This window comes from Bradyrhizobium sp. CCBAU 11361 (assembly GCF_028128935.1).
Classification (GTDB): domain Bacteria; phylum Pseudomonadota; class Alphaproteobacteria; order Rhizobiales; family Xanthobacteraceae; genus Bradyrhizobium; species Bradyrhizobium niftali.
In genome coordinates, this window is sequence record NZ_LBJZ01000069.1 from 1 (window position 1) to 669 (window position 669).

A 669-nucleotide genomic window follows, 5' to 3' on the forward strand; every position below is an offset into this window, starting at 1 on the left:
TCGAAGTAATCGTAAAGAAGCTCGCGGACCCGTCGCTCGATCCGGGCGCGCTCGTTGTCGGACGCGTTCGCATCCTTCAAGGCCTTCTCGGCGATGGCCCGGTGTTTCTCCGCGAAGCCCTTTTGGGCTGCGGCATCGAGGCGGTCGCGGTAGACGGCCCTGCCTTTCGCGGTGGAGTAGAGTGGGAAGAACTTGCGGTATATCGACCGGGCGACCCTGAGGTTGAGTTCGGAGCCGGGCACGTTCTCGCCCTCTCCCAGCCTCCTCTCCGCCGACCTGACCTCGCCGTCATGCTCGCCGAACGCCTTCTGCTGTGTCTTTCTCTCCTCCAGCCTCTTCTCCTTCAGCTTTTGCTGCGCCCTCTTTTTGTCGCGAAGCCCGCCGTCCCCCGCGCCGTCGAGGGCATCGAGCCTGGCCTGAGCTTCAGCGACCTCAGTCTGCGCGGCCGCGAAGGCGGCCGCGCAAGCCCCCAGGTCATTACGTCCCTCGCAGATGTTCTTCAGAGCGGCAAAAGCCTGCTCCGCGGCATGGGCCTCCTTCCCCTTGCCGGTCAGGATCCGACCCAGCTCCTCGGCCTGATCCTGCAGGGATCGCAGGGCGTTCGCCTGGGCTGCCTTTCCGATCTTATGCTGCGACGATTCAATCCAGCGATGGCTCCGGACGAGTCCG

General features: G+C 64.7%; 1 pseudogene. It reads right to left on the reverse strand.

Going from position 1 to position 669, the window contains the following annotated elements:
- Positions 1-669: pseudogene (locus tag XI08_RS09870) on the reverse strand (SbcC/MukB-like Walker B domain-containing protein); the annotation flags it as partial.